This window comes from Pseudomonas sp. TE3644 (genome assembly GCF_056278815.1).
In genome coordinates this window covers 94,113-116,417 of the sequence record NZ_JBWBQF010000001.1, presented here as the reverse complement: position 1 = coordinate 116,417, position 22,305 = coordinate 94,113, and the positions used below count along the sequence as shown (strand labels likewise).

The following is a 22,305-nucleotide window of genomic DNA, read 5'->3' as shown; positions in this document are numbered from 1 at the left end:
GTGATGGAGGGCGTTCGAATGAAGTACTGGCGTAAGGCGCAACTGTGCGAGTTGCAAGCGATGACCGATGACGACGAGATCCTGGAAGCGGCCTATCGATCGGCGCGTACGCTGGGTTTCGATTACCTGGGATTTGCCACCGCCCCCGACTTCACCGGCCCTCGTTCCCACATGGAAGGCGTGAGCAACATGCCCACCGCATGGTGCGACCGCTATCGACAACAGGGTTATGTAAACAGCGATCCCACGGTCAGGCATTGCCTGCAGTCGGTGGTGCCGCTGCTGTGGTCCGATCAGGTGTTCGCCCGCGCGCCCGCCCTGCGTAATGATGCCTGGGCGCATGGCATGCGGCATGGCGTGAGCCTGGCCATCCATGACACCGGCGGGCGCATGAGCATGGTGTCGTTGATCCGCCGTGAATTGCCGGTGACCGCCGATGAGTTCTGTCTCAAGGCCGGCGACTGCCTGTTGCTGAGCAACCTGCTGCATGAGCACCTGGGCGGCCACCTGTTCAAGTCCCTGGACGGCTCACCGGCGCACCTGTCCACCCGCGAGCTGGAGATGCTGCGCTGGTCAGCGCAAGGCAAGACGGCGGGCGATATCGGCATTATCCTGAGCCTGTCCGAGCGCACGGTGAACTTCCACATCAACAACGCCGTGCGAAAATTGGGCACCAGCAACAAGATCACCGCCGTCGTCCATGCGGCCCAGGCCGGCATGCTGTAGCCACCACCCCTGCATAAATCTGCAAATAAACGTAGAATTCCCGGCCCGGAGCGCCACAAGGCGGCTCCCCGCTGCGAGTTTGGTGTCGCCGAGACTTGCGTATCATAAAGCTGCCCATCCTGAGTCTCTGCCCCATGCCCGTGCTGACCACACCCTTTGCCCAACTCGACCTGATCCGCCAGCCTGACCAGCCCAACGAACCGCTGCAGGCGTTCGACGCGGCGGATGAGTACCTGCTCAGCCATTTGGCCGAACAGCAGTTGCCCGCCAACACGCGGGTGCTGGTGCTCAACGACAGCTTCGGCGCCCTGGCCATCAGCCTGCAGGGCCAGTTCGATCTGGTCACCAGCGGTGATTCGTTCCTGGGCAGCCAGGCGCTGGAAAAGAACCTGGTGCGCAACGGTCGCCCGTTCGACGCCATTACCGTGCTGCCCGCCAGCCAGCGCTGGGAGGGCCTGTTCGACCGCGTGCTGATCCGCGTGCCCAAGACCCTGGCCCTGCTGGAAGAACAACTGATTCGCCTGCAAGGCCATCTGGCGCCTGGTGCCCAGGTGGTGGCTTCGGCCATGGTCAAGCACCTGCCGCGCGCGGCGGGTGATCTGTTGGACAAGTACATCGGCCCGGTCAGCGCCTCGCTGGCCGTGAAGAAAGCGCGCCTGCTGATCGCCAGCGCCGAAACGCGCCCGGCCTTCACGTCGCCCTACCCTAGCCGCTACCGTCTGGAGCAGCCGGCCCTGGAACTGCTCAACCACGCCAACGTGTTCTGCCGCGAAGGTTTGGACATCGGTACCCGCGCCTTCCTGCCGCACCTGCCTACCGGCCTTGGCGCCGCGCGGGTGGCGGACCTGGGTTGCGGCAATGGCGTGCTGGGCATTGTCAGCGCCCTGCAGAACCCACAGGCTGAATTCACCCTGGTGGACGAGTCGTACATGGCGGTGCAATCGGCGGCCGAGAACTGGCAGGCGGCGCTGGGCGAACGTGCCGTGACCGTGCGCGCCGGCGATGGCCTGGCCGGGCAGGCACCGCAGTCGCTGGACGTGGTGCTGTGCAACCCGCCGTTCCACCAAGCCCAGGTGGTGGGTGACTTTTTGGCCTGGCGCATGTTCCAGCAGGCTCGGGAGGCGTTGGTGGTGGGTGGGGCTTTGTATATCGTGGGTAACCGGCACTTGGGCTATCACAGCAAGTTGGCGCGGTTGTTCCGTGGGGTTGAACAAGTAGCCTCCACGCCGAAATTCGTCATCCTCAAAGCCCGCAAATAATCGGTAGCCGCTGCCGCCAGGCTGCGCTGGCCCTTCGCCTTGCTGGAGATCTCCAGGGTTCACGCGGGCCAGCGCAGCCTGGCGGCAGCGGCTACGACATTATCGCCAGGCAAAAAAAACCCTCCGAAGAGGGTTTGAAAACCGCTGCCTGTGCAAAACAGCGGGTGGGATGAGACGGTAATTTCAGTGCGATTTCATGCCCGCGGCGGTCATGAACATGCGCAGCAACTCGGCAACGATGCCCAGGGCGACGATGCTGCCTGCCCAGATCACCAGCAACCAGCCCACGCGCTTCCACCAGGGGGTGTTGGTGGCCGGGTCGGGTTCGTGTTCCTTGATGCTCATGTCAAAATCCTCCAAACGTCGCCGAAATCGGTGACGGCGTCTGTGGGAGCGGGCTCTGCCCGCGAAAAGAACACAGCGTACTCACTGTGATAACGCATTGCCCTTTTCGCGGGTAGAACCCGCTCCCACAGCCAGTACCGTCACACAGCACTATCAGTGGTAGCCATCCTCTGGTTTCACCTTGCCGCGGAACACGTAGTAGCTCCAGAAGGTGTACACCAGGATGAACGGAATGATGAACAGCGTGCCCACCAGGATGAAGCCCTGGCTTTGCGGCGGCGAAGCAGCATCCCAGATCGACACGGCTGGCGGGATGATGTTCGGCCACAGGCTGATGCCCAGCCCGCTGTAACCCAGGAAGATCAGGATCAGGGTCATGATGAACGGCATGTAGTGGGCGCGTTGCGACACCGATTTCAGCAGCGCGTACACCGACAGCAGTACCAGCAGCGGCACCGGCATGAACCACAGCAGGTTAGGCATGCTGAACCAGCGGCTGGCGATGTCGGCGTGGGTCAGCGGCGTCCAGATACTGACGATACCGGTCACCAGCAGCAGTACCAGGGTCAGCGGCTTGGCCAGCTTGTGCATGGCTTCCTGCAGGCTGCCTTCGGTCTTCATGATCAGCCAGGTGCAACCCAGCAGGGCGTAGGCCACGATCAGCGCCAGGCCACAGAACACGCTGAACGGCGTCAGCCAGTCCAGGCCACCACCGGCGTAGGCACGGTTGACCACCGGGATGCCGTCGATGTAGGCGCCCAGGGCCACGCCCTGGAAGAAGGTGGCAACCAGGGAACCGCCGATGAAGGCCTTGTCCCAGATGTGGCGCTTGTTGTCGCGGGCCTTGAAGCGGAACTCGAAGGCCACGCCGCGGAAGATCAGGCCAATCAGCATGAAGATCAGCGGCAGGTACAGGGCTTCCAGCACCACCGAGTAGGCCAGCGGGAAGGCGCCGAACAGCGCCGCGCCGCCCAGCACCAGCCAGGTTTCGTTGCCGTCCCATACCGGGGCGACGGTGTTCATCATCACGTCACGGTCCGACTCGCCCTTCAGGAACGGGAAGAGAATCCCGATGCCCAGGTCGAAACCGTCCATGATCACGTACATCATCACGCCGAAGATAATGATGATTGCCCAAATCAGTGGCAGATCAATACCCATGACTCAGTTCCCCTTGTTCAGGCTGTCGACGGTGCCTTCTTCGGTGCCTTCATGGGCAGCGGAGAGGGGACGTGCAGGCGTGCGGTTCTGGCCAGGACCACCGTGGGTAGCTTCGGCGCCTTCGTGGGTTTTCGGACCCTTGCGCACCAGGCGCATCATGTAGCCGAAACCGGTACCGAACAGCGAGAAGTAGACCACCACGAACAGCACCAGGGTGATGCTCATCTGGGTAGCGCTGTGGTTGGACACAGCGTCCGTGGTGCGCATCAGGCCGTAGACCACCCACGGCTGACGGCCGATCTCGGTGGTGAACCAGCCGGCCAGCAGCGCGATCAGGCCCGATGGCCCCATGCACATGGCCAAGGTCAGGAACAGACGGTTGGTGTACAACCCGCCGCGCCAGCGCAGCCAGGCACTCCACAGGCCCACGCCGATCATCAGCATGCCCAGGCCGGCCATGATGCGGAACGACCAGAACACGATCAGCGAGTTCGGACGGTCTTCAGGCGGGAACGACTTGAGCGCCGGGATCTGCTTGTCCAGGCTGTGGGTCAGGATCAGGCTGCCCAGGTACGGCACTTCGATGGCGTACTTGGTTTTCTCTTCCTTCATGTCGGGGATGCCGAACAGGATCAGCGGGGTCGGCTCGTTGCCGACGTTTTCCCAGTGGCCCTCGATGGCGGCGATCTTGGCCGGCTGGTGCTCCAGGGTGTTCAGACCGTGGGCGTCACCGACGAAGGCCTGGATAGGCGCGACGATCAGTGCCATCCACATGGCCATGGAGAACATCTTGCGGATGGCAGCGTTGTCGCGGCCACGCAGCAGGTGCCAGGCAGCCGAGGCGCCGACGAAGAACGCGGTGGCGACGAAGGCGGCGATGGCCATGTGCGCCAGGCGGAACGGGAACGAGGGGTTGAAGATCACCGCCAGCCAATCCACCGGGATCACGCGACCGTCGACGATCTCGTAGCCCTGCGGGGTCTGCATCCAGCTGTTGGAAGCCAGGATCCAGAAGGTGGAGATCAGCGTGCCCACGGCCACCATGACGGTGGAGAAGTAGTGCAGGCCACGGCCCACACGGTTCCAGCCGAACAGCATGACGCCGAGGAAACCGGCTTCCAGGAAGAACGCCGTCAGCACTTCATACGTCAACAGCGGGCCGGTGACCGCGCCTGCGAAGTCGGTGAAACGGCTCCAGTTGGTGCCGAACTCGTAAGCCATGACCAGGCCCGAGACCACGCCCATACCGAAGTTGACGGCGAAAATTTTCGACCAGAAATGGTACAGGTCGCGGTAGGTGTCGTCCTTGGTCTTGAGCCACAGGCCTTCGAGCACAGCCAGGAAACTGGCCAGGCCGATGGTGATGGCAGGGAACAGGATGTGGAACGATACCGTAAACGCGAACTGCATTCGGGCGAGATCTAGAGCCTCTAAGCCGAACATATGGTTTCCTCTATCAGATGATTCATCTGCGTGTGCCGGGGACGCCCCCGTCAAACCGCGCCGATGGCCCTCACGGTTAATGAGTGCGGCGCGCGAAAAGTGTTCTGGGTGTGCAAGTGCAGCAGTGACCAGCGGTCAGCACACCGTGCCGAAGCAAAGTGTGTTGATCTGGATCAATTACCAGTGAAAGAGTAGACCCAATCTGTCCATATAACCGCGTGGTCGATTGTCACGCGGCAGGTTGCCTCACCCTGCTAAAGCAGGGCTTGCAGCGATTTTCGGGGATCGGGCGAGAGGATGGTGGCGAACGTCATCGACCTGTTTTTACGTAACCTGGCGTTACAAAGTAATGATAATCTCGCGCATTCCGCTCGCGAGGTCGCCCTGTCCCATGTCCAGTTCCACTGTACTGCTGCTGCGCCGTCACCGTCCTTTCATGTCCTTCTGGCTGGCGCGGGTGTTTACCGCCAGCGGTTTCCAGATGCTGACCGTGGCCATCGGCTGGCATTTGTACCAACTGACGGGCAGCGTGCTGGACCTGGGCCTGGTGGGTTTGGTGGAATTCACCCCGCGTGTGCTGTTCATGCTGCACACCGGCCACGTGGCCGACCGCTACGACCGCCGCAAGGTGGCCGCGCTGTGCCAGGCCGCCCAGGCCCTGATTGCCATGGCCCTGGTGATTGGCAGCAGCACCGACAACGTCAGCCGCGACATGATCTTTGTGCTGGCCTTCCTGCTGGGCGCCGCCCGGGCGTTTGAAATGCCCACCACCCAGGCCCTGTTGCCCAATATCGTCCCCGCCGAGCTGTTCCCGCGTGCGGTGGCGGCCTCGGCGTCGGCCATGCAGACCGCCACCATCGTCGCACCGGCCTTGGGTGGCTTCCTTTATGCCTTTGGCAGCGTCTGGGTGTATGGACCCACGGTGGTGCTGTACGTGATCGCGCTGTCGCTGATGCTCAGCCTGCCTGCGCGCCAGACCCCGCTGAACAAGGGCAAGGCCACCCTGCAATCGTTGCTGGCGGGTATCAACTTCATTCGCAGCCGCCCGGATATCCTCGGCGCCATCTCCCTGGACCTGTTTGCCGTGCTGCTGGGCGGCGCCACCGCGCTGCTGCCGGTGTTTGCCCGCGACATCCTGCTGACCGGCCCCTGGGGCCTGGGCCTGCTGCGTTCGGCGCCAGCGGTGGGGGCGTTGCTGATGTCGTTCTGGCTGGCGCGCTTCCCCATCGAGCGCAAGGTGGGGCGCATCATGTTTACCGGCGTGGGCGTGTTTGGCGTGGCCACCATTGCCTTCGGGCTGTCCACCTCGTTCTGGTTCAGCCTGGCGACCCTGGCGGTGCTGGGGGCGGCGGACATGATCAGCATGGTGATTCGCGGGGCATTTGTGCAGCTGGAGACCCCGGATGAGATGCGCGGCAGGGTGAGTGCCGTGAATGGGCTATTTATCGGGGCTTCGAACCAGCTGGGCGAGTTCGAGTCGGGGCTGACGGCGCATTGGTTTGGCACGGTGCCGGCGGTGGTGCTGGGTGGCGTGGGCACGCTGGCGATTACCGGGATCTGGATCAAGCTGTTCCCTACCCTGGCCAAGCGCGATCATATGCATAACCGCCAAGCCTGACCCTGCGTAGCCGCTGCCGCAGGCTGCGCTGGCCCTATGCACCACCGGATATCTGCAGTGCATATCAGGGCCAGCGCAGCCTAACGGCAGCGGCTACAGATCTGCAGTGCATATCGGGGGCGGCGCAGCTTGGCGGCGGCGGTTACAAGAATTCACCGGCAGGCAGCCATGCTGGTATGATGCGCGGCTTTTTTCGGCCCCCGCGCGAGCTTGTGCTTTGCTTGAGGGGTCAATTCATTCACGGCGCCGGGGCGCGCCACGGGGATCAGGCATGCTGGAAAGGCTGTTTCAACTAAAAGCACACAACACCAACGTGCGTACCGAGATACTGGCGGGCATCACCACGTTCCTGGCCATGGCCTACATCCTGTTCGTCAACCCGAGCATCCTCGGCGAGACCGGCATGGACAAGGGCGCGGTGTTCGTCGCCACCTGCCTGGCTGCCGCCATCGGCTCCACCGTGATGGGCCTGATCGCCAACTACCCGATCGCCCTGGCGCCGGGCATGGGCCTGAACGCCTTCTTCACCTACACCGTGGTGCTGCACATGGGTTACACCTGGCAGACCGCGCTGGGTTCGGTGTTCATCTCGGCGGTGCTGTTCTTCCTGCTGTCGATCTTTCGTATCCGCGAATGGATCGTCAACAGCATCCCCCTGCCCCTGCGTTCGGCCATTGCGGCCGGTATCGGCCTGTTCCTGGCGCTGATCGCCCTGCACAACGCCGGTATCGTGGTCGGCAACCCGGCCACCCTGGTGGGCCTGGGCGACCTGAAGCAGCCTGCGCCTATCCTGGCCACCCTGGGCTTCGTGCTGATCGTGGGCCTGGAAGCCCTGAAAGTGCGCGGCGCGGTGCTGATCGGCATTCTGGCGGTGACCGTCGTCTCGATCCTGATGGGCTTCAGCCCGTTCGGCGGCGTCACCTCGATGCCCCCTTCGCTGGCCCCGACCTTCCTGCAACTGGACATCAAGGGCGCACTGAACGTGGGCCTGGTCAGCGTGATCTTCGCCTTCCTGTTCGTTGACCTGTTCGACAACTCCGGCACCCTGATTGGCGTGGCCAAGCGCGCCGGCCTGATGGGCAAGGACGGCCACATGCCGAAAATGGGCCGTGCCCTGATCGCCGACAGCACCGCGGCCATGGCCGGTTCGCTGCTGGGCACCTCGACCACCACCAGCTACATCGAGTCGGCGGCAGGCGTGAGCGCCGGTGGCCGTACCGGCCTGACTGCCATCGTGGTGGCCCTGCTGTTCATCCTGGCCTTGTTCTTCGCCCCGCTGGCGGGCAGCGTGCCGGCCTTCGCCACCGCCCCTGCCCTGTTGTTCGTGGCCGTGCTGATGATGTCGGGCCTGGCGGAAATCAACTGGGACGACATCACCGAGGCCGCGCCCGTGGTGGTCACCGCCCTGGCCATGCCGTTCACCTACTCGATCGCCAACGGCATTGCCTTCGGTTTCATTTCCTGGACACTGATCAAGCTGCTGTCGGGCCGCACCCGTGACCTGAACCCGGCGCTGATCATTCTGTCGATCCTGTTCGTCATCAAGCTGGGCTGGTTCAACGCATGAGTACGGTAGTGAACCCGGCGGGCTACAGCCGCCAACTGGACGAGAAAACGGCGCGCCTGCGTGAGCTGCTGGCGCCGTTCGATGCCCCGGAACCGGCGGTGTTCGATTCGCCGCGCGAGCACTACCGCCTGCGCGCCGAGTTCCGCCTGTGGCGCCAGGACGGCCAGCGTCACTACGCCATGTTTGCCCCGGGCGAGAAGCACACGGCCATCCTGATCGAGGAATTCCCGATCGCCAGCCTGCGCATCAATGAACTGATGCCCAAGCTGAAAGCCGCCTGGCAGGCCAACGAGGCGCTGAGCAACAAGCTGTTCCAGGTGGAGTTCCTGACCACCCTGGCCGGCGATGCCATGGTTACCCTGTGCTATCACCGCCCACTGGACGAGCACTGGCAGGTGGCCGCCGAGCAACTGGCCGCCGACCTGGGCATTAGCCTGATCGGCCGTTCCAAGGGCAAACGCGTGGTGATTGGCCGCGACTTCGCTGTGGAAAAGCTGGACGTGGCGGGCCGTGTGTTCAGTTATCAACAGCCCGAAGGCGCGTTCACCCAGCCCAACGGCACGGTGAACCAGAAGATGCTGACTTGGGCGTATGAAGTCCTGGGCCAGCGTGAAGATGACTTGCTGGAACTGTACTGCGGCAACGGCAACTTCACCCTGCCCCTGGCCACCCGCGTGCGCAAGGTGCTGGCCACCGAGATCAGCAAGACCTCGGTGAACGCCGCGCTGAACAACCTGGCCGACAACGCTGTGGATAACGTCACCCTGGTGCGCCTGAGCGCCGAGGAGCTGACCGAAGCGCTGAACGAAGTGCGTCCGTTCCGTCGTCTGCAGGGCGTGGACCTGAAGAGCTACGAGTTCGGCAGCGTGTTCGTCGACCCGCCGCGTGCGGGCATGGACCCGGATACCTGCGAATTGACCCGTCGCTTCGACAACATCCTGTACATCTCCTGCAACCCGGAGACGCTGGCGGCCAACATCGCCCAGTTGCACGATACGCACCGGATCGAGCGTTGTGCGTTGTTTGACCAGTTCCCGTATACCCATCACATGGAATCGGGTGTGCTGCTGGTTCGCCGCTAAGGCACGCAAACCTCACAGGCTAACCATTGTGGGAGCGGGCTCTGCCCGCGAAAAGACCGCCGCGTAGTTTCAGATAAATCGCGGTGTGCTTTTCGCGGGCAGAGCCCGCTCCCACAAATGGGCGCTGTGAACTAAAACGCGAAGCACGAACAGCCAAACGCCCCCCAGAACCCCTGAAAATCACTGACCGGCACGCTCGACTGCCGCGCCCTGTCGTGGCTGTGGGCATGCACACCGCACGGGCCGCTGCACTGATGCACCTGCTGCAACACCGGCGACTGCGGCCGCCAATGGCCCGGCACGATGGCCACCGGCGACCAGTCCGGGGTTACCGGCAAAGTCGCTGGCGCCAGCTTGTCGAACTCACCCGCCGCGTGCACCACTTTGCCGTCCACCACGGTCAACAATGATTCGATCCACTTGATCGCCTCTTCCTCGACGCTGAAATAGTCCGCCGACAAGGCCACCAGGTCCGCCAACTGCCCGACCTTGATCTGGCCCTTCTTGCCCTGCTCGGATGAAAACCAGGCACTGCCATGGGTGTACAGTTCCAGCGCCGTGTCACGTTCAAGGCCCTGTGGATAAAGCTCCAGCCCGCCCACGGTCTTGCCGCTGACCATCCAGTACAGCGAGGTCCACGGGTTGTAGCTCGACACCCGGGTGGCATCGGTGCCCGCGCCCACCGGCACGCCCTCGGCCAACATGCGCTGGATAGGCGGGGTCTGTTCGCCGGCTTTCTTGCCGTAGCGGTCGACGAAGTATTCGCCCTGGAAGGCCATGCGGTCCTGGATGGCGATGCCGCCGCCCAAAGCCTTCACCCGTTCGATGTTCTTCGGCGTGATGGTCTCGGCGTGGTCGAAGAACCAGGGCAGGCCGTTGAAGGGGATATCGCGATCAACCTTCTCGAACACATCCAGCATCCGCGAGATGGATTCGTCATAGGTGGCGTGCAGGCGGAACGGCCAGCGCTGCTCCACCAGGTGGCGCACCACCGGCTCCAGGTCCTGCTCCATGGTGGCGGGCAGGTCCGGGCGCGGTTCCAGGAAGTCCTCGAAGTCAGCGGCCGAGAACACCAGCATCTCGCCGGCACCGTTGTTGCGCAAAAAGTCGTTGCCCTGCCCGTAGCGGGTGCTGGCGGTCCAGTGCTGGAAGTCGGCCAGCTCTTCCTTGGGCTTCTGGGTGAACAGGTTGTAGGCGATGCGTACGGTCAGCTGGTCCTTGGCGGCCAGCTCGTTGATTACCTCGTAGTCATCGGGGAAGTTCTGGAAACCGCCCCCGGCGTCGATGGCGCTGGTGACGCCCAGGCGATTGAGCTCACGCATGAACTGGCGGGTGGAGTTGACCTGGTATTCCAGCGGCAGTTTCGGGCCTTTGCTGAGGGTGGAATACAAAATCATCGCGTTGGGGCGCGCCACCAGCATGCCGGTGGGGTTGCCCTGGGCATCGCGCTGAATCTCGCCACCCGGCGGGTTGGGCGTGTTGCGGTCATAGCCCACCACGCGCAAGGCAGCGCGGTTGAGCAAGGCGCGGTCATACAGGTGCAGCACGAACACCGGGGTGTCGGGCGCGGCCTTGTTCAGCTCTTCCAGGGTGGGCATGCGCTTTTCGGCGAACTGGAACTCGTTCCAGCCACCCACCACGCGTACCCACTGCGGCGCTGGGGTGCGCAGGGCCTGCTCCTTGAGCATGGCCAGGGCATCGACCAGCGAGGGCACGCCTTCCCAGCGCAGTTCCAAGTTGTAGTTCAAGCCACCGCGGATCAGGTGCAGGTGCGAGTCGTTGAGCCCGGGGATCACCGTGCGCCCGCGCAGGTCGATGACCTGGGTGGCGCTGCCGCGCAGGGCCATGGCTTCGGCGTCGGTGCCTACCGCGACAAACTTGCCGTCCTTGATGGCCACGGCGCTGGCCTTGGGCTTGGCGCGGTCGACGGTGTGCAGGCGGCCGTTGTGCAGGATCAGATCAGCGATGACGGGGGTGTTCATGACAGGGTTCCTTGTTGTCCGGGTTCAACGGGCTTGCAGCCAGCCGCTCAGCCAGCGGGTGGCCCGCGGCATGAAGACGTAGACCACCAGCAGCACGACGCTCAGGGTGATCACGGTATTGGCCGGGGCATAGCCGCCCAGCCAGGGAATCAGGTTGAAGATCGGGCCCCACAGCAGCGGCACGATGAAGCTCAGCGGCAGAATGACCATGAAGGTCACGCAGGCCTGCTTCCAGCGCGGCGGCTGGGCAGCGCCGGCGTCCACCGGGGTGAACCAGAACTCGCGGTCGTTGTTGATTTCCAGCTGGTCGCCGTCGGCCAGCATGGGCTTGGCTTCTTCCACCAAGCGCAGACGGTCACTGGAGTCGAGCCAGGTTTGCAGCTGTTCGGTGCTGGCAAAGCGCAGCACGCTGGTGAACAGTTGCAGGCCCTCGCTCTGGCCGCGCATGACATCGATGCCCAGATGGCCGGGGTAGCTGCGGGCAGTGCCGATGATGCGGCGCAGCCATTCTTCGTAAGCCGGTTCGCGGCCTTTGCTGACGCGGTGGCGAACCAGCAGGGTGACTACGCCATCTGCCATTTCGATGTTCATGCCTGACTCCTTTCACACGGATGCGGTAAGGCGAACCGGGGCCTTGCGGTCCCGGGCGCTGAGCTTAGTTGACCTGACGCTGGGGGGCCTTGTGGACCATGGTGTAGGCGTAGTCCACGCCCATGCCGTAGGCGCCGCTGTGCTCGCGCACCAGGCCCATGACCGCGTCGTAGGTGTCCTTGTGGGCCCAGTCGCGCTGGAATTCGAGCAGCACTTGCTGCCAGGTCACCGGTACCGCGCCCGCCTGAATCATGCGCTGCACCGACATGTCGTGGGCTTCCTGGGTGGTGCCGCCGCTGGCGTCAGTCACGATGTACACCTCATAGCCTTCGGCCATGGCTTCCAGCGCCGGGAAGGTCAGGCACACTTCGGTCCACAGGGCGGCGATGATCAGCTTCTTGCGGCCGGTGGCCTTGACCGCTTCCACGAACTTGGCGTCTTCCCAGCTGTTCATCGAGGTGCGCTCGATGGGCTTCTGGCCTGGGTTGACACCCAGCAGCTCCGGCCAGATGAAACCGCTGAAGCTTTCGGTTTCCACCGAGGTGTAGATGGTCGGCACGTTGAAGATCTTGGCGGCCTTGGCCAGGCCCACGGTGTTGTTCTTCAGGGTCTGACGGTCGATGGACTGCACGCCGAAGGCCATTTGAGGCTGGTGGTCGATCAGGATCAGGGCGGCGTTGGTTGGGTTCAGCAGTTCGCGGATGGACATGGTGTATTCCTTTTCAGATGTCGAGTATTCGGGTTTGAGGTGGCGGACGCTGGTGCCCGTCTTGGGGGGCTGTGTGCGTCCGGCTTGGTGCTAATGTATGCGCGTGCAATATCTGAGACAATTCCCTAGAATTGAGAATCATTGATTCCAATTTGGGGACACCGATGGACCGTATCGACGCCATGCGCGCGTTTGTCACCACCGTCAACGAAAACGGCTTCGCCGCAGCGGCCCGTGCGATGGACGTGCCGCGCTCGAAAATCAGCAAGCAGATACAGGCGCTGGAAGAGGATCTGGGCGTGCAATTGCTGCAGCGCACCACCCGCAGCCTGCACCTGACCGAGGCGGGCGCCGAGTACTACGAAGCGGTGCGTGAAGTGCTGGCCTCGGTGGACGAGGCCGAGCAGCGTGCGCGCAGTGGGTTGGGCGAGGCGCGTGGGGTGTTGCGGGTGAACGCCCCGATGTCGTTCGGGCTATGCAAGCTGGGGCCGCTGGTGCCGCTGTTTCATGAACAGCACCCGCAGATCGAGCTGCAACTGGTGCTCAGCGACCAGCAGGTGGACCCGGTGCGCGGCGGGTTCGACGTGACCATCCGCATCGCCAGCCTGGGCGACTCCAGCATGGTGGCCAAGCAACTGGCCCCGGCGCCGCGGGTGCTGGTGGCCTCGCCGGCCTACCTGGAGCGCCATGGCACGCCGCAGGAACCGCGAGACCTGATCGCGCACAAATGCCTGAACTATGGCTACCTGCAGAGTGGCGTCAGCCTGCAATTGAGCAACGGCCGCGACACCCAGCGGGTGCACGTGACCGGGCCTTTGCACGCCAACAATGGCGACCTGCTGGCCACCGCGGCCGAGGGCGGCATGGGCATTGCGCTGTTGCCGGCGTTCATTGTCGAACAGGCCCTGGCCGAGGGGCGCCTGGTGGCGGTGATGTGCGAATGGCAGGCGCCGCCGATCAGCATCAACGCCGTGTACCCGTCGGCGCGACGGGTGCCGCAGAAGACCCGGGCGTTTATCGAATTCATGGTGGCGCATTTGGCGCCGTAGTAGGAGCCGACCTTGGTCGCGATGCAGGCACCGGGGTGTCAGATAGGGCCTCATCGCGCGCAAGGGCTGGGCGCCCCCCGTTCTCCCGCAGTGTTAAGACGGCACACCACTGTGGGACCGGGCGAAGCTCGGGAAGGGGCCCGCTAGGTTATCCGCGTTGCCTGTTTCCCGAGCTTCGCCCGGTCCCACAGAGCGGAAATGGCTGAGGCCCTGAAAACTCGCTGGCAACCCAGCTCCCACAAGGCGGTTGCTGCTGTGTAGCCGCTGCCGTCAGGCTGCGCTGGCCGGTGTGAACGCTGAGAATCTCCAGTGAGGCCCAGGGCCAGCGCAGCCTGGTGGCAGCGGCTACGGGTTGGGGCGTCAACGAAAATGGTTGGCTACCTGGCGCAGGCCGTCTTCGTCGAAGGTGCCGGCGGTGGCCATGCCGTAGGCCGCGTTGTGATGGCGGCGCAGGTTATTGAGTTCCAAGATTGTGGGACCGGGCGAAGCTCGGGAAGCAGACGACTCGATAATCCTGCTGCCCCCTTCCCGAGCTTCGCCCGGTCCCACAGAGCGGAAATGGCTGTTGTGCCCCTAAGAGCTCGCTGGCAAGCCAGCTCCCACAAGGCCGTTGCTGCTGTGTAGCCGCTGCCGTCAGGCTGCGCTGGCCGGTGTGAACACTCAAAATCTCCAGTGAGGCTCAGGGCCAGCGCAGCCTGGCGGCAGCGGCTACGGGTTGAGGTGTCAGCGAAAATGGTTGGCTACCTGGCGCAGGCCGTCTTCGTCGAAGGTGCCAGCGGTGGCCTGCAGGTCTACCCAGGCCAGCAGCCAGGCATGCTGCGCTTCGCGTAGCTCCAACCGTGCGCGGTACAGTTGCTGTTCTGCATCCAGCACGTCGAGGTTGATGCGTTCGCCACCCAGCAGGCTTTTGCGCGTGGCGTGCAGTTGCGCTTCGGCGCTGGCGGCGGCCAGGCCGTAGGTCGCCACCCGCGCCTGGCCGCTGCGCGCCGCGTTGTAATGGCGGCGCAGGTTGTCGAGGGTGGTGACGATCTGGCCGTCCAGTTCATGCCGCGCCTGGGACAGACGGCTGCCCGCCTGGCGGGTCGCTGCGCTGACGCCGCCGCCGGCAAACAGCGGTACGCTGACTTGCAGGCCGATGCTGTGGGTGTCGAAGGCCTGCTGGTAGGTGTTTTCCGATTCCGATTGTGACTGTCTGCTGCTGGCGTAAAGACTGACCTTGGGCAGATGACCGGCGCGCTGGCGCTGTACTTCCTGTTCTGCCACCGCCAAACCCTGCTGCCGCGCCGCCAATTGATGGTTGCGCTGCAAGGCCAGGCGCTGCCAGCTGTCGAAGTCGGCGGGTGTCAGGGACGGCAACGCGAATCCTTCTGCCAGCGGTTGCAACTGCGATAGGGCCACCCGCTGCCCGATTACACCCTGCAACGCGCGTGCAGCCACATCCTGGGCGTCCAGGGCCTCGATCTCTTCGGCCACCGCCAGATTGAGCCGCGCCTGGGTTTCCAGTACATCGGTGTGGGTACCCGCGCCGCCCGTCAGCAGCCGCTGATTCAGCGCCAGGCGCTCGCCCAGGGCATGCTTGCGCTCACGAACCAACTGCGCCCGCCGGGCCGCGAGCAAGGCGTTGCTGTACAGACGCACGACCTTGGCCAGCAATACGTGTTGCTCACCCTTCCATTGCCGTCGCGCCATGTCCGCCTGGACGTTGCCTTGCCGATAGCGGGCCAGGGCATCGAAGTCCAGCAACGGTTGTTGCAGGCTCAAGGTGGCGGCATGGCTTCGGTAATCGCGATCCTGGCGCTGCGCCCCTTGGCTCACCTCCGACTGGTTGCGTGAGGTGTTGTAGCTCCAGTTCAGGGTGGGCAGCAAGGCAGCTCGGCCAATGGCCTTCTGCTCAAGCCCCGCGTCGCGGGCGGCGGTGGCGGCCTGCCAGGCGGGGTCATTGCGTTGCGCCAACTGGTAGGCGTCGAACAGGCTCAGGGCCTGGGCGCCGGGGGCCAGGCAGATCAGTAGATAAGCTATCCGTGCGTTCATCATTCCTCCACCAGCGCCAGGCGGCTGCGGTCACGCAGGGGTTTGAGCAGATAATTGAGCAACGAGCGCTCACCCGTGCGGATGAACGCCTGCACCGGCATGCCCGGTTGCAGGGTCAGACCGGCCAGCTGCGCCTGGCCGCTGACCTCGGCACGCAGCAGGTAGTACGGCTCCCCCGTGCGCTCGTCCTGCTGGCGATCGGCGCCCACCAGGGTCACCCTGCCGGACACGCGCGGCGTGGTGCTCTGGTTGAAAGCCGGGAACAGCAACTCTACCGGCAAACCGATGCGCACCTTGTCGACCGTCTCCACGGCAAGCCGCGCTTCCACCTGCAAGGGTTTGCCGCGTGGCACGATGTCGAGCAGCACTTGGCCGGGCTTGACCACTTCGCCCAAGGTGCTGACCTGCAAGCCGCTGACTCGCCCGGCCACCGGCGCCAGCAAGGTACTGGCGGCCAATTCGCGCTCGGCCACGGCCAGACGGTGGCGCAGGTCCTCAGCCTGTTGGCGGGTATCGGCCAACTGGCTGGTAGCGTCGCGGCGGAAGGTTTCTTCGAGCTGACCGTAACGCACTTGCTGTTCTTCGACCTGACGACGTAGCAAGCCAATGCGCCCGTGGCTCTCGTCTATCGCTACCCCCAGTTGAGTCAGCTGCCGGCTGAACTCCAACGCACGGTGTTGGCTGACGAAGCCTTCGCTGGCCAAGCCCTGCAGGCTGTCGACCTGGCCTTGCAGGCTGCGTTGCTGCTGTCGCTGGCCTGACAGCGCCGCTTCCAGACCCTTGAGTTGCGCCTGGCTGCCGAGCAGGCTGGCCTTGAGCGCCTGGCGTTCACTCAGCAGGCTGCCGGCGCGGCGCTCGAAAAGTTGCTGCTGCAAAGCCCGCACAGCCGGCTCCAGGTTCGCCGGGAACTGGGGTGTTTCACCGTTTTGTTCGGCGCTCAACCGCGCCATCTGCGCTTCGGCCGCCTGCCACTGTTGACGCAGGTTGCGTACCTGGCTCTGCAGGATCGGTTGCTGCAGCCGCATCAATGCCTGGCCGGCCTCCACCGGCTGACCGTCACTGACCAGGATGCTTTCCACCACCCCGCCGCTGGCGTGTTGCACCGTCTGCCGCTGGCCCACCACGGTGAGATGCCCGGCCACCGCCACGCCCTGGTCCAGCGGCGCCCACATGGCCCAGGCGAAAAAGCCCCCCAGGCCCAGCAGCAACAAGGTCCAGCCCAGGCGTGCCGCTGCTCGCTCATTCGGTATCGGGCTCATGCCGCCACCTCCTGCTGGGCCAGCACCGACGCGGCAGGGCCAAAACGATGCAGTTGGCCGTCACGCAGGATCAGCAGGTGATCGACGCGGCTCAGCACATTGGCCCGGTGGGTCATTAGGATCACTGTGCGCTGCAATGCCTTGAGCTGGTCGATAGCCGCCAGCAATGCGTGCTCCCCCGCTTCGTCAAGGTTGGCGTTGGGCTCATCCAGCACAATCAGCGCCGGTAGCCCATACAGTGCGCGGGCCAGCGCGATACGTTGTTTCTGCCCACCGGACAGCCCCGCCCCGCCCTCGCCCAGACGGGTGTCATAGCCTTGGGGCCATTGCAGCACAAGCTCGTGCACACCGGCCAAGGCAGCGGCGGCCAGCACCTTGTCGCCGTCGGCGGGGCCGAAACGGGCGATGTTTTCCGCGACCGTACCAGCGAACAGCTGAATATCCTGGGGCAGGTAGCCGATCTGTGGTCCGAGTTGGCGCGGCGGCCATTGGGCAAGCTCGGCGCTGTCCAGACGCACCTGGCCAGCGCTGGGTTTCCAAACCCCCACCAGCACTCGCGCCAGGGTCGACTTGCCGCTGCCCGACGGGCCGATCACCCCCAGCACGCTACCCGCTGGCAGGCTGAACGCCAGCCCCTGCAACGTCGGCTGGCTGCGACCAGGAGGCCCGGCGTCTACACCTTGCAACACCAAGGTGCCTTTGGGCGCAGGCAGGCGCAGCGGATCAAGCGCTGGCGGATGGTCATTGAGCAGTTGCCCCAACCGCATGTAAGCGTCGCGAGCCGGGCCCCATTGCTTCCACGCCCCGATCAGTTGATCGATGGGCCCCAGCACCCGCCCCATCAGGATGGAGCCAGCGATCATCATCCCGGGACTGATCTGCTGGTTCACTGCAAGCCACGCGCCCAGTCCCAGTACCAGCGACTGCAAGGCCAGGCGGATGCCCTTGGACCAGGCGCCCACCGCCGCCGACCGCTCACTGGCCAGCCCATGCACCGCCAGAAAGCCTTGCTGCTGCACCTGCCAGCGCCCGCGCAAGGCGTCGAGCATGCCCATGGCCTGCACCGCCTCGGCGTTTGCCAGGTGCGCGGTGGCCTGCTGGGCCGCCACCTGCGCCAACTGCCCGGCCTGCGCCTGATGGCCACCGCACAGCCGCTCGTTGAGCCACGCCAACAGCACCAGCAGCACTGCACCGCCTAGCGCCAGGCCGCCCAGCGCCGGGTGAAACAGAAACATCACCCACAGAAACAGCGGAAACCACGGCGCGTCGAACAAGGCGAACAACGCCGTGCCGCTGGCGAACTGCCGCAGGCTGGCCAGGTCGTGCAAGGCCAGCCCCGCCGCGCCCTGCCCCTCGCGCAACTGCGCGGCATGGGCAGCGTCGTGCACCCGCCCCTGCAACGACAGCTCCAGGCGCGCGCCCAGGCGAATCACCAGCAAACCGCGCAACCACTCAAGCGCCCCCATCAGCGCCAGCACGCCAAGGATCATCAGCGTCAGCATCAGCAGCGTCATCTCGTTGCCAGAAGCCAGCACCCGGTCATACACCTGCAACATGTACAGGGCGGGCGCCAGCATCAGCAGGTTGACCACCGCCGAAAACACGCCGATGTCCACCAGCGAACGCCGGGCAGCCGCCAGCGCACTGCGCAATTCATTGCCAGAGCGGATCATTCAGGGATTTCCTTGCAAAGATATCCACAGGAGCCCGCCGAGCGGCGTTGACGGAATGCCCGGCGTTCCCCACAATTCAAGAGCGCCATGACCTCGGCCTAGAGAACCTCGGGTCACAGCGCTGTTTCAGCGAAGCGGGTGGGAGAGAAATCTTCCACTCGCTTTTTTATGCCTGCGGTTTAGGCAGCGAAGGCCCAGTCCCACCAGGATTGGTCAGCGCTGGCCAGTACCAGGTTCGGCATGGCCACGGGTGCTGCCACGGGGGCTGCGGCTGCGACCTGGTCGAAGGTTGCGGCGGTGGACAGGTTGTACTCCGCGAGGAGTTTGTTGAGGGTGGCTTCCAGAGGGTCGGCGTTGCCTTTCATCAGGCCGTAGACGACTTCGTGGACGGGGTTGCCTTCACGGCCGGCGCCTTCGGGGGCGGAGAGGTTTAGGCCGTTGAAGGAGACGTTGTTTTCAGCAAGAGTAAAGTCTACGCCTTTACCACCACTTAGTTTCTGTCCCAGTTGGACATTGTCCAGCTCACCCCAGAGGTAATGATTCATGTTGGGGCTCACCGCACCAAACATCTTGAATACGTAGTTCAGGCCATCAGCAGTATCGCTCTCAGCAATCATCGCGTAGTTCGAGGTTTTACTTGCGGTGGCGTATTGATCGCCGGTGGTGGGAGGGAGAATCATGCTGGAGGTATTAAACCCTCCAGTTGCCCCTGCACCATGCCCGGCGGTTACGAAGCCGGCCTCCCAACCTTGCAGGTAGTCGCTGATTTTGGAAGCACCCAACTCTGGTTTGTAGCTAACAGAAATGCTCATTACAGTACCTCTGGTACATTCGACGGATAAAGCCGTCACTTCTTCGCCCGACAAGGGCAAAACTTGTTGTTCTTTCAAGTCAAACAGTCAAAACGTGTATTGCAGCGTGCCCGTCAATGTCCGGCCACGCGCTATTGCCAGGTTCTCGAAATCGGCTTTAGGCACAAAGTACGCTTCATCCGTTGCATTCTCCAATGCCAAAAAGACAGTAAGATCCTTGGTCGCCGCATAACTTCCGTACAGGTCATAGGCCACATAAGAAGGCCAAGCGGCAAGATCCCATCTTACCTTCTTAGCACCTTTATCCAAGTCATTGCCAAATCCGGCGCTATATCTGGTGCGTACACCCACATCCAGCTTTTTATCGAAGAAGCGGGCACCCAGCGTTAGAGAGCCACGATCTGCGGGCGTATAGGTAGCACTCCCAACAATATAATTACACTTGGTATTTTTATTAGCTTGATGGTCATCCGACCATATATCCAGATCTGGATTACCTGGGATTGCTGTCCACTTCGTGGCGCCGCCCATATAATTTTCAAGACCGCAAAACTTGTTTTGCCCAATCATTCTCGTGTAAGTGAACCCAGCATAAACCCGTTCAACATCGTAATCAACCCGATACTCAACCCCGCGATACCTGACTTGTTTCAGGTTATTAACATTCGCAAGATTTGAATAACTCCTATAGATGTCAGAACGCGGCGGAACTGCTCCCAGCATCATGAACATCATCTTATCGATCCGCGTATCGAAGTAGTTGACTTTCATCGCCAAGCGGTCATCAGTAAACAGCACTGCGCGTTTGAATACATTGATCCCCAACTCCCAGTTTTCCGAGGACTCAGGTTGCAACGTGGGATTGGGAAATAATAAAGCGCTCCCTCCGCCCGCATGCGGGCTGCCCGACATAAATACCTCACTTACGCTAGGTGGTCGCCAGCCTCTCCCCCAACTGCCATAGATCTGTGCCCACTCGAGCCCAGGCTTGATACCTATGCCGAAGTTTGGTGACCAGCGCCCCCCCTTGAGATCAACGTTGTAACGATGCTCAACCGGGCGTTTTATGAATTCATGGATGCCCACCGGTGGAAACTCGTAAATGGTCGAGTGCGCTTCCCCGTAAACTCGGTACTGGTCATGACGCAGGCCCGCGTCGACGGTGAGCCAGTCACCGTATTCGTACTGCAACCTGTTGAAGATGGCTGCCATGCTCCGATTGCCGTGAGGGGTCGCGCCAATGATGATTGGCGTTGTATCCTGATTTTCTGCCGGCACGTAGCCAGTCTTTGGCTTAAAGCTGTCGTGGAATACTTCACCGCCCACGGTCCATCGGGAAACACCCGCTACGCCATGATCAAAGCGAGCGGTATTTTCAGCCTGCAACCCCCACGTCACGGTCTGATACTGCGAGTCGAAAGGGGCAATGTAATTGCCGGAGTCTTTTGACGCAGCCTTCCCGGCGCTCCAACGATCCAGCTGAGTGTTGACGAAATACAGCTTTGCTTTAGCGTCGATCAACGGGTCTTCGGGCTGGTAGCTGTAGTCCAATGCGTAGTTCTGGACGTTCATTTTGTCCCTGGCAATCCGTCGATAGCCAAGAAAGGTCGGGCCTAGATTCGGCCCTGCCGTCCCACCATCCGCACTGGTACGCAAATAGCTAGCCTGCAACCGCTGATCATTAGGCAAATTCAAACCAAACTTCACCATCTGCGAACGATTTGCACCATCCATAAAATCCACATCCGCCGCCAACCAATCATGAAACGTCTGCGGCCATAAATCGCGAAACCCCAACTGCTCCCCCAACCGCCGATCATTGTTATTCCCCGCCCGATAATCCCCAAACCTTCGCTCACTCACCCCCAGCAATATATCCCCACGCTCATCCCCCACCGCAAACAACCCACTGCCATTGAAGTGCGTGCCATTCCCCAACTTGCCAATCCCATGCCCCACCCGCACTCGCCCACCAACATCCTTGCCATCCTCAAGAAAGTCCCGCGCCTCAAACGTGCGGAAGGTGGCGATGCCTCCCAACACCCCCGCCCCGCCCTGACCCGCCTGGGTGCCTTTTTCGATGTCGATGCCGGCGACCATCTCCGGGTCTACCAGGATGACGCCGTTGCGCTGCTGGTGGCCGCTGACGTTGAAGTTCTGGCGCATGCCGTCGATGTTCATGTTGACCCGGCCGTAGTCCTGGATGCCGCGGATGTTGATCGACAGGCCGGGATCGCGCTGGTTGACGGCGGTGTAGACGCCGGTGGTTTCCTCGAGCATGTCGGCGGCGTGGCGCGGGGGGCGGTTGTCGATCATTTGGCGGCTGATGTGCGACACGGCGCGGGGCTGCTGGTAGACCCAGTCGCCGGGCTTGGTCGATTCGGCTTCGGCGCTGATGTCGATCATGTCCAGTTCGATGGCGCCGCCATCGCTGGCGCCTGGGCGGGGCATCAGGGTGATCAGCCCTTCTTCGTTGCGGCGGTGGATCAACGGGTGGCCCTGGAGCAGTAGCTCAAGCGCGGCGTCCGGGGTGTAGCTGCCCTTCACGGGGGTGCTGCGCAGGCCTGCCAGCAGGCGGTTGTCGTATAGCAGGATCAGGCCAGTGCGTTGGGTGAATTGCTCGATGGCCTGTTGCAGGGGCTGGGCGGGGATATCGAAGAGGGTGGTGCGTGGCTGGCCGGCGGCGCTGCGCCGTTGTTCGTCGGCGTACGCCAGCCCTTCCCCGGCCAGCAGCACGAACACGCCCATGTGGATGGCAAGGGCCAGCCGCCGGGTGACCGGGGCTGCCTTGCGTTGGATGACAGTCATTGAGCTTCCCTTGTTGGCAGATTCTTGTGATGAGAATGGATCTCGGTAGCAAGACGCCTGACAGGGGGAAACTCAGTAAATTATTTTTCGATGGCTGGGCGTAGCCGCTGCCGTAGGCTGCGCTGGCCCTGTGCCTCACTGGGGATCTGTTGTGAACTCATGGGCCAGCGCAGCCTGGCGGCAGCGGCTA

Annotated in this window: 17 protein-coding genes; 6 read left to right on the top strand and 11 right to left on the bottom strand. The window is 63.1% G+C overall.

The genetic code is table 11. The features are described from left to right. The first annotated feature begins 18 nt into the window (after positions 1–18). Both ACZ9GA_RS00535 and ACZ9GA_RS00530 read left to right on the top strand, forming a co-directional pair. Positions 19–726, top strand: coding sequence for an autoinducer binding domain-containing protein (locus ACZ9GA_RS00535; RefSeq protein ID WP_457357926.1), 708 nt, complete (start codon positions 19–21; stop codon positions 724–726). Between the two features lie 134 nt (positions 727–860). Continuing rightward, positions 861–1,985 carry a methyltransferase gene (locus ACZ9GA_RS00530; RefSeq protein ID WP_457363602.1) on the top strand — a complete coding sequence of 375 codons (1,125 nt, stop codon included), beginning with the start codon at positions 861–863 and terminating at the stop codon, positions 1,983–1,985. Positions 1,986–2,168: 183 nt separating this feature from the next. On the opposite strand, the gene ACZ9GA_RS00525 is transcribed toward ACZ9GA_RS00530, so the two are convergent. The 3 genes from ACZ9GA_RS00525 to ACZ9GA_RS00515 form a co-directional block, all read right to left on the bottom strand. After that, positions 2,169–2,330, bottom strand: coding sequence for a DUF2474 domain-containing protein (locus ACZ9GA_RS00525; RefSeq protein WP_457357928.1), 162 nt, complete (start codon positions 2,328–2,330; stop codon positions 2,169–2,171). A 153-nt stretch (positions 2,331–2,483) separates the two neighbouring features. Further along, positions 2,484–3,491, bottom strand: coding sequence for a cytochrome d ubiquinol oxidase subunit II (gene cydB / locus ACZ9GA_RS00520; protein WP_457357930.1), 1,008 nt, complete (start codon positions 3,489–3,491; stop codon positions 2,484–2,486). Between the two features lie 3 nt (positions 3,492–3,494). Then, positions 3,495–4,934, bottom strand: a complete 1,440-nt coding sequence (locus tag ACZ9GA_RS00515; protein ID WP_457357932.1) for a cytochrome ubiquinol oxidase subunit I — start codon at positions 4,932–4,934, stop codon at positions 3,495–3,497. Between the two features lie 391 nt (positions 4,935–5,325). On the opposite strand from ACZ9GA_RS00515, the gene ACZ9GA_RS00510 reads away from it, so the two are divergent. The 3 genes from ACZ9GA_RS00510 (at position 5,326) to trmA (ending at position 9,201) form a co-directional block, all read left to right on the top strand. After that, positions 5,326–6,552 carry an MFS transporter gene (locus tag ACZ9GA_RS00510; protein ID WP_457357933.1) on the top strand — a complete coding sequence of 409 codons (1,227 nt, stop codon included), beginning with the start codon at positions 5,326–5,328 and terminating at the stop codon, positions 6,550–6,552. Positions 6,553–6,823: 271 nt separating this feature from the next. Further along, positions 6,824–8,119, top strand: coding sequence for an NCS2 family permease (locus ACZ9GA_RS00505; RefSeq protein ID WP_457357935.1), 1,296 nt, complete (start codon positions 6,824–6,826; stop codon positions 8,117–8,119). Then, the gene (gene trmA / locus ACZ9GA_RS00500) at positions 8,116–9,201 is read left to right on the top strand and encodes a tRNA (uridine(54)-C5)-methyltransferase TrmA (protein ID WP_457357937.1); all 1,086 of its coding nucleotides are present in this window, start codon (positions 8,116–8,118) and stop codon (positions 9,199–9,201) included. The genes ACZ9GA_RS00505 and trmA overlap by 4 nt, the downstream gene beginning before the upstream one ends. Positions 9,202–9,332: 131 nt before the next feature. Here the strand turns inward: trmA and ACZ9GA_RS00495 are convergent, their stop codons facing one another. The 3 genes from ACZ9GA_RS00495 to ACZ9GA_RS00485 form a co-directional block, all read right to left on the bottom strand. Beyond that, positions 9,333–11,183: an amidohydrolase gene (locus ACZ9GA_RS00495; protein ID WP_457357938.1), complete on the bottom strand. Its 1,851-nt coding sequence runs from the start codon at positions 11,181–11,183 to the stop codon at positions 9,333–9,335. 24 nt (positions 11,184–11,207) lie between these two features. Continuing rightward, complete coding sequence (locus ACZ9GA_RS00490; protein ID WP_457357940.1) at positions 11,208–11,774, bottom strand: antibiotic biosynthesis monooxygenase; 567 nt, start codon at positions 11,772–11,774, stop codon at positions 11,208–11,210. Positions 11,775–11,838: 64 nt separating this feature from the next. Then, a complete protein-coding gene (locus ACZ9GA_RS00485; protein WP_416427002.1) occupies positions 11,839–12,483 on the bottom strand; it encodes a hydrolase in 645 nt (214 codons plus the stop codon). 164 nt (positions 12,484–12,647) lie between these two features. Between ACZ9GA_RS00485 and ACZ9GA_RS00480 the strand changes: the two genes are divergently transcribed. Then, positions 12,648–13,532, top strand: coding sequence for a LysR family transcriptional regulator (locus tag ACZ9GA_RS00480; RefSeq protein ID WP_457357942.1), 885 nt, complete (start codon positions 12,648–12,650; stop codon positions 13,530–13,532). 723 nt (positions 13,533–14,255) lie between these two features. Here ACZ9GA_RS00480 and ACZ9GA_RS00475 read toward each other — a convergent pair. The 5 genes from ACZ9GA_RS00475 to ACZ9GA_RS00455 all read right to left on the bottom strand — a co-directional run bounded on the left by ACZ9GA_RS00475 (position 14,256) and on the right by ACZ9GA_RS00455 (position 22,115). After that, the gene (locus tag ACZ9GA_RS00475) at positions 14,256–15,563 is read right to left on the bottom strand and encodes a TolC family outer membrane protein (RefSeq protein WP_457357944.1); all 1,308 of its coding nucleotides are present in this window, start codon (positions 15,561–15,563) and stop codon (positions 14,256–14,258) included. After that, positions 15,563–16,822: an HlyD family type I secretion periplasmic adaptor subunit gene (locus tag ACZ9GA_RS00470; protein WP_457357946.1), complete on the bottom strand. Its 1,260-nt coding sequence runs from the start codon at positions 16,820–16,822 to the stop codon at positions 15,563–15,565. Before ACZ9GA_RS00470 ends, ACZ9GA_RS00475 begins: the two co-directional genes overlap by 1 nt. Continuing rightward, positions 16,819–18,495, bottom strand: a complete 1,677-nt coding sequence (locus ACZ9GA_RS00465) for a type I secretion system permease/ATPase (protein ID WP_457357948.1) — start codon at positions 18,493–18,495, stop codon at positions 16,819–16,821. The genes ACZ9GA_RS00470 and ACZ9GA_RS00465 overlap by 4 nt, the downstream gene beginning before the upstream one ends. 179 nt (positions 18,496–18,674) lie before the next feature. Beyond that, the gene (locus ACZ9GA_RS00460; RefSeq protein WP_457357950.1) at positions 18,675–19,385 is read right to left on the bottom strand and encodes a heme acquisition protein HasA; all 711 of its coding nucleotides are present in this window, start codon (positions 19,383–19,385) and stop codon (positions 18,675–18,677) included. A 9-nt stretch (positions 19,386–19,394) separates the two neighbouring features. Beyond that, the gene (locus ACZ9GA_RS00455; protein WP_457357951.1) at positions 19,395–22,115 is read right to left on the bottom strand and encodes a TonB-dependent receptor; all 2,721 of its coding nucleotides are present in this window, start codon (positions 22,113–22,115) and stop codon (positions 19,395–19,397) included. Between the last annotated feature and the right edge of the window lie 190 nt (positions 22,116–22,305).